The following is a 9403-nucleotide window of genomic DNA, read 5'->3' on the forward strand; positions in this document are numbered from 1 at the left end:
GGCACGCCGCAAGGCCGCGAAGCAGCAGCGCCGCCGGGGCTGACCGCCGGGACCGAGCGCCCGCACGCCGACGCCGCCCGCCCACCCCGTTCGGGGAGGGTCGGGCGGCGTCGTCGCGTCCCGGGCCGCGGGCGCCGCGGACCGAGCCGCCGGCGTCAGCCCACCACGAGGGCCGACGCCCGCCAGCGCCCGGTCGACCGGGTGAGCCGCACGGCGACCGCGCGGACCCGGTCGGCGTGCGCGACCACCACCGAGGACTCCACGGTGTGCGCGTCGACCCGGTGCACGCGGACGCGCCGGACCGACGGGCGCCGTGCCACCCCTGCGGGCACGGGGTCCGTCGGGTCGCCGGCGAGGTCGTGCGCGCCCGCGGCCGCGTCGAGCACCCGCGTCCCGGGTGCGGTGAGGACGGCGCGCCGGGCCAGGCCGTCGTAGATGTCCGGGGTGAGCCAGCGCGCGAGCTGGGCCAGCGGCCGGTGGCCCGCGAGCACCTCGACGGCCGCCAGCGCGACCATGCAGCACGCCTGCCGGGGGTCGAGCTCCGGCGCCCCGCCCCCGACGTCGCGCGCCGGACCGGCCGGTGCCCGGGGACGCGTCCTGCCGGGCGCCGCCGGGACGACCCCCTGCCGCACCGCGCCCGGCGGAGCGTCGTCGGCAGCACCCGCGGCGGTGCGGGGCGGGGGTACGTCGGCGCCGTCCTGCGCGCCCGCCCGGAGCGGCGGGGGAGCGGGGACGAGGCGCACCCGGACCGCCGTGCTCACGGGATGCCGGTCGTGGTCGCGCTGGTGACGTGCCTTCTCATGGGTGACCTCCTTCGTCGCTCGGCCCCCGCCGTGCCCAGATGTACCGCTCACCCACGCCCTCGCGCCACCGTGGTTCGCGCCACCTGGGGACAACCGCCGGCGGGTCGCGCGCGACGCGCGGGACTCGCCCGGATTCGTCCGCGATGTGCCCGGTGGCGGCCGCGGGCGGCACACTGGTCCCGTGCGCCTCTACCTGCCTGCCACCCTGGACGAGCTCGACGACCTGCTGGGCGGCCGCGGCCCGCTCGCCGCGCCCCGCCGCGCGCACGCCGTCACGCCGGCGCTGACCGCGCTGCTGCCCGACGAGGACGAGGAGGGCGTCGAGTTCGCCGCGCAGCTGATGGCCGCCGACGACGCGCTCGTGCTCCTCGCGTCCCGCCCGGACGCGCCCGGCCTGCGGCTCGTCGTCACCGTCGAGGTGCCGGACGACGCGGTGCGCGACGGGGCGCCGGACGAGGGCGCGGGGGTGGACGACGAGGCCGCGAGCCTGGTGACGCTCACGGCCCCGGCGACGCTGGCGGAGGTGGTGTGCGCGCACGTGGACGAGCCCGCCGCCAAGGACGAGGTCGCCCGCGCGCTGGACGGCGACGACGCCGCGCTCGACTCCCTCGCCGAGCGGGACCTGCTCTGGTACGACGCGACGGAGCTGGCGGGCATCCCGCGCTGACCCGGACCCCGGCGCCGCCGCGCGTCGGGGGACCGGCGCCGGCCCCGGAGCGGGTCAGCGCTCGATCAGCGGGTCCAGCACCTGCAGCGCCGCCCCGTGCAGGCGCCCGTTGCTCACGAGCGCGCTGCCCCCGAACGGCCCCTCGACACCCTGGACGGACGTGAACCGCCCGCCGGCCTCGGTGACGATCGGCACCAGCGCGGCCATGTCGTGCAGCGCGAGCTCGGGCTCGGCCGACAGGTCGACCGCGCCCTCGGCGACCAGCACGTGCGACCAGAAGTCGCCGTACCCGCGGGTGCGCCACACCTTCCGGGTCAGGTCCAGGAAGTGGTCCAGCCGCCCCTGCTCCTCCCAGCCGCTCAGGCTCGAGTAGGACAGCGACGCGTCCTGGAGCCGGCCGACCTCGGACACCTGGAGCCGGGTCGCGGCCGCCAGGGAGCGCCCCGTCCAGGCGCCGGACCCGACGGCGGCCCACCAGCGGCGGCCGAGCGCGGGCGCGCTCACCAGGCCGACGACGACCTCGTCGCCGTCGAGCAGCGCGATCAGGGTCGCCCAGACGGGCACGCCGCGGACGAAGTTCTTGGTGCCGTCGATCGGGTCGACCACCCAGCGCCGCGGGCCGTGGCCGGTGTCCGCCATCTCCTCGCCGTGCACGGCGTCGCGCGGCCGCGCCCGGGCCAGCTGCGAGCGGATGAGCTCCTCGGCGGTGCGGTCGGCGTCGGAGACGGGGGTCAGGTCGGGCTTCGTCTCGACCCGGAGGTCCTGCGCCTTGAACCTCGACATGGTGAGCCCGTCCACCTGGTCGGCGATCACGTGGGCGAGGCGCAGGTCGTCGTCGTACCGGGTCATGGGCCCAACCTATCGGGCCGAGCACGTCCGCCGAGGTCGCAGCACCCGCGGGGTTCCCGGCGCGCGAACCCCGCAGCTGCTGCGGGCTCGGCGCCGGGGCGGTGCGTCAGCCCGCGTCGGGGGCGGTGGAGCGGCTGACCAGCAGGCGCCGGAACGAGTCCACCCGCGCGGTCCGCGCGGCGCGCGTCTCGTCGTCGGGGGCGGCCTCGACCCACTCGTCCAGGGCGCAGTCCGGCGCGTCGGCCGCGTGCGTGCAGCCGCGCGGGCACTCCGCCGCGACCTCGGCCAGGTCGGCGAACGCGCCGAGCAGGTGGTCGGGGTCCACGTGCGCCAGCCCGAACGACCGCACGCCCGGGGTGTCGATGACCCAGGTGCCCGGCTCCCCGGGCACCCGCAGCGCGACGGCCGAGGTGGACGTGTGCCGCCCCCGGCCGGTGACGTCGTTGACCACGCCGACCGCCCGCAGGGCGTCCGGCACCAGCGCGTTCACCAGCGTCGACTTGCCGACGCCGGAGTGCCCGACCAGGACCGACACCCGCCCGGCCAGCGCGGCGCGCACCTCGTCCAGCCCCTCGATCGCGGCCTCGTCGGTCCGCGAGCTGACGACGACCCGGACGCCGATGGGCTCGTACAGCGCCCGCAGCGTGGCGGGGTCCGCGAGGTCGGCCTTGGTGAGCGCGAGGAGCACGTCCATGCCGGCGTCGTAGGCGGCGACGACGCACCGGTCGATCATCCGGGTCCGCGGCTCGGGGTCGGCGAGGGCGGTGACGACCACGAGCTGGTCGGCGTTGGCGACGATGACCCGCTCGACCGGGTCGGTGTCGTCGGCGGTCCGGCGGAGCACCGTGCTGCGCTCGACGATGCGGACGATCCGCGCGAGCGAGCCCCCCGCCCCGGACGTGTCGCCCACGAGGTCGACGCGGTCGCCCGGCACCACCCGCTCGCGGCCCAGCTCGCGCGCCTTCATCGCGACGGCGACGCGCTCGTCCGGACCGTCGGGGTCGACCAGGACGGTGTACCGACCGCGGTCGACGCCGGTGACCAGCGCCCGGTCGGCGTCGGCGTGCTCCGGGCGGGTCTTGGTCCGGGGGCGGGTGCCCCGGCGGTTCGGCCGGACCCGGACGTCCGACTCGTCGAGCGCGCGGCGGGCCACGGTCAGCGGCCCCCGCTCGTCGCGGGCCCGGTCACGCGAGCATCCCGTCCCACAGCCCCACGAAGTCCGGGATGGTCTTCGCGGTCGTGGCGACGTCCTCGACCAGCACGCCGGGCACGGCCAGGCCGAGCAGCGCGCCGAAGGTCGCCATCCGGTGGTCCGCGTACGTGCGGACGGTGCCGGCGTGCAGCGGGCGCGGCGTGATCACCAGGCCGTCGGCGGTCTGCTCGGCCTGCCCGCCGAGCCGGGTGATCTCGGCGGACAGGGCGGCCAGCCGGTCGGTCTCGTGCCCCCGCAGGTGCGCGATGCCGCGCAGCCGGGTGGGGGAGTCGCCGAGCGCGGCGATCGCGGCGATCGTCGGTGCGATCTCGCCCGCGGCGTGCAGGTCCAGGTCGACGCCCCGGACCGTCCCGGTGCCGGTCACCGACAGCACGTCGCCGTCGAGCCGGGTGGTGGCGCCCATCTGCTCCAGGATGCCGGGCAGCAGGCCGCCCGGCTGGGTCGTCGCGGCGGGCCAGCCGGGGACCCGCACGGTGCCGCCGGCGACGAGCGCCGCGCACAGGAACGGCGCGGCGTTCGACAGGTCGGGCTCGACGCGCACGTCCCGCGCCGCGACCGGGCCCGGCTCGACCTGCCAGACCGTGGGCACGGAGTCGTCGACGACCACGCCCGCCGCCCGCATCGCGGCGACCGTCATCTCGATGTGCGGCAGGCTCGGTAGCGTCGGCCCGGTGTGCCGGATCGTCAGGCCGCGCGCGAACCGCGGGGCGGTCAGCAGCAGGCCGGACACGAACTGCGACGAGCCGGACGCGTCGACGTCCACGACGCCGCCCTCGACGGAGCCGGTGCCGGTCACGGTGAACGGCAGGCGGCCCGGCTTGCCGTGCTCGGTGACGCCGACGCCGAGCGCCCGCAGCGCCGCGAGCACGGGGCCCATCGGGCGCACCCGCGCCCCGGGGTCGCCGTCGAACCGCACGTCGCCGTCCGCCAGGGCGGCCACGGCCGGCAGGAACCGCATGACCGTGCCGGCGAGGCCGCAGTCGACCGCGCGCGGCCCGCGGAACGCGCCCGGGGTGACCAGCCAGTCGCCGGGGGCCGCGGGGTCGTCCTCGATGGTCGTGCCGAGGTCGCGCAGCGCCTGCGCCATCAGCAGCGTGTCCCGCGACCGCAGCGCCCCGCGCAGCCGCCCCGGGCCGTCGGCGAGGGCGGCGAGCACCAGGTAGCGGTTGGTGAGCGACTTGGACCCGGGGACCTCGACGGTCGCGTCCAGGGGGCCGGTCGCCGTCGGGGCGGGCCAGTCGGGCGCGGTGGCGGGGAGGACCTCGGAGCTCATGGCGTCAGGCTATCGGGGGCGCGCGGGACCCCGGGCCGGGCGTCCGGTCCGCGAGGCGCCGTGCTCGTGCCGCCCGTCAGTGCACCGCGTCCGCGATCTTCTTCGAGGCCGCCTTCTTCGCGGCGGCGGCCGTCGCCGCGGCGGCGGCGGTCCTGGCGGCGGCGGCCCGGGTGGCCCGGGCGTGCTCGACGCGCCAGCGCACGGACGGCCGGCCGGCGGTGTCGGCGGCGGCGATCAACGCACCCCCGGTCAGCGCCAGGCCGCGGAGGAACCGGGCCTTGCGGTCCTTCTTCTCCTGCTCGGTGAGCTGGCCGCGCTCCTTGCGGGACGCGGGCGCGTCCGCGGCGGCGAGCGGCAGGGTGAGCGCCGCCAGGGCGAGGGCGGACGCCCGGGGCGCGCGCCCGGTCGCGAGCAGCAGGGCGGCGAGCGCCGTCGCGCCGCCGTGCACCCGGACCACGGTGGTGAGCTGCGCGTCCGACGGGTGGCGGTACGCGTCCAGCGCGCCGCCCAGGGCGCCCCGCGGCACGGTGGCGGTCAACCGGTCGACCGCACCCCGCGCGACCGCGACGTGCGCGGTCGGCCGGCGCAGCGCGTCGACCCCCTCGCTCAGGAACCACGACGCGAACAGCGGTCGGGCGATGCGGCGCAGCAGCATGACGTCCTCCTCCGGGCCGTCCGCGACGCACGGACGCCTGCCGTCCAACCTAGCGGCGCGACCGGCCCCACGCCCCCGGGAATGCCCCGGGGGGCCCCTCACGTTGTGCCGTCCATGAGCTGTTCCACCCTCGACCGGCCACCGGCCGTGACCGGCGGCGTCGCCGTGCTGCCCCGCCCGGGCGGCCCGGCGCCCGCGCGCGCACTAGGCTCGGTGGTGATGAGCGAGGACACCACACGCGCCCCCGAGTCCGAGGACGACGCGGCGCGCAGCGAGCGGTTCGAAGCCGAGGCGCTGGTCTACCTGGACCAGCTGTACGGCGCCGCCCTGCGCATGACCCGGAACCCGTCGGACGCCGAGGACCTGGTCCAGGAGACGTTCGCGAAGGCGTTCGCCGCCTTCCACCAGTACCGGCCGGGCACGAACCTCAAGGCGTGGCTGTACCGGATCCTGACCAACACGTTCATCAACACGTACCGCAAGAAGCAGCGCGAGCCGCAGCAGTCCCAGGCCGACGAGATCGAGGACTGGCAGATCGCGCGCGCCGAGTCGCACTCCTCGACGGGCCTGCGCTCCGCCGAGGCGGAGGCGCTCGACCACCTGCCGGACTCGGACGTGAAGGACGCGCTCGCGCGGCTGCCGGAGGACTTCCGGATCGCCGTGTACCTGGCGGACGTCGAGGGGTTCGCCTACAAGGAGATCGCCGAGATCATGGGCACCCCGATCGGGACGGTGATGTCCCGGCTGCACCGCGGGCGGGGTCAGCTGCGCGACATGCTGACCGACTACGCGCGCGACCGGGGGCTCGTACCGGCAGGGGGCGCCGCCACCGCCGAGGGCGGGGACGGCACGGGATCGTCGAGGAGGGCACGATGACGGGCTGGGACGCCGCGGGGACGTCGACGCCGGCGGCAGGGGACGCGGGGGGCTGCGGCCCGGAGTGCGAGCAGGCGCTGGGGCGGCTGTTCGCCTACGTGGACCGCGAGCTCGAGCCGCGGGACGCCGAGGAGGTGCGGCAGCACATCGAGGACTGCCGGCCGTGCCTGGACGAGATCGCCGTCGAGACGATGCTCAAGGACCTCGTGAAGCGCTGCTGCCAGGACAAGGCCCCGGCGGACCTGCGCGTCAAGATCCACGCGCAGCTCACGACCCTGCGGGTGACGCGGACCCCCTGATCCGCCCCGAGCACGACGAAGGGCCCGGTGCGTCGCACCGGGCCCTCGTGCTGTGCGGCTGCGCCGCCCGACGCTCAGGCGTTGGGGCGCTTGCCGTGGTTGGCGCCGTTCCCGGCGCGGGAACGGCGCTTGCGGCCACGCTTGCTCATGGAACTTCTCCCTGGTGAGACTGACCGGCACGGCGGTACAGCCGCCCGGGGACCCTCCATGGTCCCACATCCGCGCTGCTCGTCCGCACCGATGGTTCAAGGACGGGGGCGTACCGGCCGATCAGACCGGTGTGAGCGAGCAGCCGCAGTCCGTCGTCCCCCTCCTGCACGCCCTGGCCCAGGCCGGCGGCTCCGACCTGCACGTCAAGGTCGGTTCCGAGCCCCGGGTCCGGGTCGACGGCCGGCTGCGCCGGCTGCAGGTGCCGGTGCTCAGGCCCCGCGACACGGAGCACATGCTCGGCGAGGTGCTGCCCGAGGACCTGACCGAGACGTTCGTCCGCACGCACGAGGCCGACTTCGCGTTCTCGCTGTCGGGCGTCGGCCGGTTCCGGGTGAACGCGTACCAGGCGCGCGGCACCTACGGCCTGGTGTTCCGCCTGGTCGCGATGGGCGCGCAGTCGCTGTCCGAGCTCGGCCTGCCCGACGTGCTGGGGGAGCTCGCGCTCGAGCCGCGGGGCCTGGTGCTCGTCACCGGACCCACCGGCTCCGGCAAGACGACGACGCTGGCGTCGATGATCGACCTGATCAACACGGTGCGCGAGGCCAACATCGTCACCATCGAGGACCCCATCGAGGTGCTGCACCCGGACAAGCGCGGGATCGTCTCCCAGCGCGAGATCCGGCAGGACACCGCCGACTTCACCGTCGCGCTGCGCGCCGCGATGCGGCAGGACCCGGACGTGATCTTCGTCGGCGAGATGCGCGACGTGGAGACCGTCCGCGCCGCGCTGTCCGCCGCGGAGACCGGCCACCTGGTGCTGTCGACCCTGCACACCATCGACGCCGCCGAGTCGGTCAACCGGATCGTCGACTTCTTCCCGCCGCACGAGCAGCAGCAGATCCGCGTGGCGCTGGCCCAGGCGCTGCGCGGCATCGTCTCCCAGCGGCTGGTCCGCAAGGCCGACGGGGGCGGCCGGACGGCCGTCGTCGAGGTGCTGGTCAACACCGGCCGCACGGCCGAGGCGATCGTCGACCCCGCCGGCAGCGAGCCGCTGCTCGACCTGATCAAGCAGGGCGACTACTACAAGATGCAGACCTTCGACCAGCACCTGGTGCGCCTGGTCGCCGACGGCACCGTCACCTACGACGAGGCGCTGGGCGTGGCGACGAACCCGCAGGACCTCACCGTCGAGCTGCGGTCGGTCGGCCTGATCGCGTGACCGCCGGGCGCCGGCGCGGGGGCCCCAGGTCGAGCCCCCACCCGGCCCGCGGCAGCCCTTGCCGGGACCGCAGACGCGATATAGCGTGTCCGAACGCGATATATCTCGATGCGGAGGAGCAACGTCATGGCCACGGAGTCCTGGGTCGTCATCGGCCCGCAGATCATCGAGGTGGAGGACGTGCGCTCGCTGCGCGTCCAGGTCAGCGGCGGGCGGGTCGACGTCGTCGCGCACGACGACCCCACGATCACCGGGGCGCGCCTCGAGGTGCACCGGGTCGACGGCTCGCCGCTCGAGGTGACCTACGCGGACGGTGCGCTGTGGGCCGGCGTGCGGTCCGTGACCGGGATCGACGGCTTCCTCGAGCGGCTCCGCGGGCCCGGCCAGCGGGACCGGGTGGAGGTGCACCTGGCGGTCCCGCAGGCGGTCGTGGCGTCGCTCGCCTCGGTGAACGCGGACCTGCTGCTCGCCGGGGTCCAGCAGGACGCCACGGTGTCGACGGTCGGCGGCGGGGTGGTCGTCGACGGCACCCGCGGCGCGCTGTCCGCCAAGAGCGTCTCCTCCGACGTCGTGGTCCGCGACCACCTGGGCGACCTGTCGATCGGCACCGTCTCCGGCGCGGCGACCGCCTCCGGCGCGCTGCACCGGGTCTCCGTCACGAGCGTCTCCGGCGAGGTCACGCTCGACTGCCTGGCCCCGACCTCCGTGTGCCACGTCCGGACCGTCTCGGGGGACGTCGCGGTGCGCCTGCCCGCCGGCCACGGCGTCGGCGTCGAGGCGCGCAGCGTCTCCGGCCGCGTGGTGGTCGACGGCGTCGACCGCGGCGACCGCCGGCCCGGGCGCACCACGGTCGACCTGCGCGACGACCGCGCCACCTGCTACGTCTACTCCCAGACCGTGTCCGGCCACCTCACGGTGCTGCACGGCGCGCCGCTCGCCGAGCCGGTGGTGGACGCGGGCGACGCCTGATGGCCGTGTTCGGGCACGGGCAGCTCCGGCTGTACCTGCTCTCGCTCCTGGAGGCCGGCCCGCGGCACGGGTACGAGCTCATCCGGGCCCTGTCCGACCGGTTCGGCGGCACCTACCGGCCGAGCGCCGGGACGGTGTACCCCCGGCTCGCGCGCCTGGAGGAGGAGGGCCTGGTCGCGCGGACGGAGTCGGGTCGCAAGACGCTGTACGCGCTGACCGACCGCGGCCGCCAGGAGGTCGACGCGCACCGCGCCGAGCTCGCCGCGCTCGAGCACGAGCTCGCCGACGTGGTCCGGGAGCTCGCCGCGCAGGTGCGGACCGAGGTCGCCGGGTCGATGGCCGGGATGCGGGCCGAGATGGCCGCGGCGGCGCAGCAGGCGCGGGCGGCGGCGCTGCGGACCCGGGACCCGCGGGCGGGCGCCGCGGCGGG

Annotated in this window: 12 protein-coding genes; 6 read left to right on the top strand and 6 right to left on the bottom strand. The window is 76.6% G+C overall.

Annotation, left to right across the window (positions count from 1 at the left end; all coding sequences use genetic code 11):
• Positions 1–155 precede the first annotated feature (155 nt).
• Complete coding sequence (locus FA014_RS21025) at positions 156–977, bottom strand: Rv3235 family protein (protein ID WP_328288211.1); 822 nt, start codon at positions 975–977, stop codon at positions 156–158.
• A 7-nt stretch (positions 978–984) separates the two neighbouring features.
• On the opposite strand from FA014_RS21025, the gene FA014_RS15350 reads away from it, so the two are divergent.
• Complete coding sequence (locus FA014_RS15350; protein WP_154730525.1) at positions 985–1470, top strand: DUF6912 family protein; 486 nt, start codon at positions 985–987, stop codon at positions 1468–1470.
• A gap of 54 nt (positions 1471–1524) precedes the next feature.
• On the opposite strand, the gene hisN is transcribed toward FA014_RS15350, so the two are convergent.
• The 4 genes from hisN to FA014_RS15370 form a co-directional block, all read right to left on the bottom strand.
• A complete protein-coding gene (gene hisN, locus FA014_RS15355; RefSeq protein WP_154730526.1) occupies positions 1525–2319 on the bottom strand; it encodes a histidinol-phosphatase in 795 nt (264 codons plus the stop codon).
• A 106-nt stretch (positions 2320–2425) separates the two neighbouring features.
• On the bottom strand, positions 2426–3472 hold the full coding sequence (rsgA, locus tag FA014_RS15360) for a ribosome small subunit-dependent GTPase A (protein ID WP_154730527.1): 1047 nt from the start codon (positions 3470–3472) through the stop codon (positions 2426–2428).
• A 31-nt stretch (positions 3473–3503) separates the two neighbouring features.
• Positions 3504–4805, bottom strand: a complete 1302-nt coding sequence (gene aroA / locus FA014_RS15365; RefSeq protein WP_154730528.1) for a 3-phosphoshikimate 1-carboxyvinyltransferase — start codon at positions 4803–4805, stop codon at positions 3504–3506.
• 76 nt (positions 4806–4881) lie between these two features.
• Complete coding sequence (locus FA014_RS15370; protein WP_154730529.1) at positions 4882–5460, bottom strand: DoxX family protein; 579 nt, start codon at positions 5458–5460, stop codon at positions 4882–4884.
• 114 nt (positions 5461–5574) lie between these two features.
• Here FA014_RS15370 and FA014_RS15375 point away from each other — a divergent pair, with 114 nt between their 5' ends.
• Positions 5575–6336, top strand: coding sequence for a sigma-70 family RNA polymerase sigma factor (locus FA014_RS15375; RefSeq protein ID WP_328288212.1), 762 nt, complete (start codon positions 5575–5577; stop codon positions 6334–6336).
• Positions 6333–6635, top strand: coding sequence for a mycothiol system anti-sigma-R factor (rsrA, locus tag FA014_RS15380; protein ID WP_154730530.1), 303 nt, complete (start codon positions 6333–6335; stop codon positions 6633–6635). The genes FA014_RS15375 and rsrA overlap by 4 nt, the downstream gene beginning before the upstream one ends.
• A gap of 74 nt (positions 6636–6709) precedes the next feature.
• On the opposite strand, the gene FA014_RS21080 is transcribed toward rsrA, so the two are convergent.
• The gene (locus FA014_RS21080; RefSeq protein WP_370521008.1) at positions 6710–6784 is read right to left on the bottom strand and encodes a 50S ribosomal protein bL37; all 75 of its coding nucleotides are present in this window, start codon (positions 6782–6784) and stop codon (positions 6710–6712) included.
• A 131-nt stretch (positions 6785–6915) separates the two neighbouring features.
• On the opposite strand from FA014_RS21080, the gene FA014_RS15385 reads away from it, so the two are divergent.
• The 3 genes from FA014_RS15385 to FA014_RS15395 form a co-directional block, all read left to right on the top strand.
• Complete coding sequence (locus tag FA014_RS15385) at positions 6916–8004, top strand: type IV pilus twitching motility protein PilT (RefSeq protein ID WP_154730531.1); 1089 nt, start codon at positions 6916–6918, stop codon at positions 8002–8004.
• A 126-nt stretch (positions 8005–8130) separates the two neighbouring features.
• Entirely contained in the window at positions 8131–8973 is an 843-nt protein-coding gene (locus tag FA014_RS15390; protein ID WP_154730532.1) for a DUF4097 family beta strand repeat-containing protein, read from the top strand.
• Positions 8973–9403, top strand: a 431-nt coding sequence (locus FA014_RS15395; protein ID WP_230323227.1) for a PadR family transcriptional regulator, incomplete at its 3' end; no start/stop codon positions are given. The genes FA014_RS15390 and FA014_RS15395, both read left to right, overlap by 1 nt.

The sequence above is a fragment of the Cellulomonas hominis genome (genome assembly GCF_005239125.1).
Taxonomy (GTDB): Bacteria; Actinomycetota; Actinomycetes; order Actinomycetales; family Cellulomonadaceae; genus Cellulomonas; species Cellulomonas hominis_A.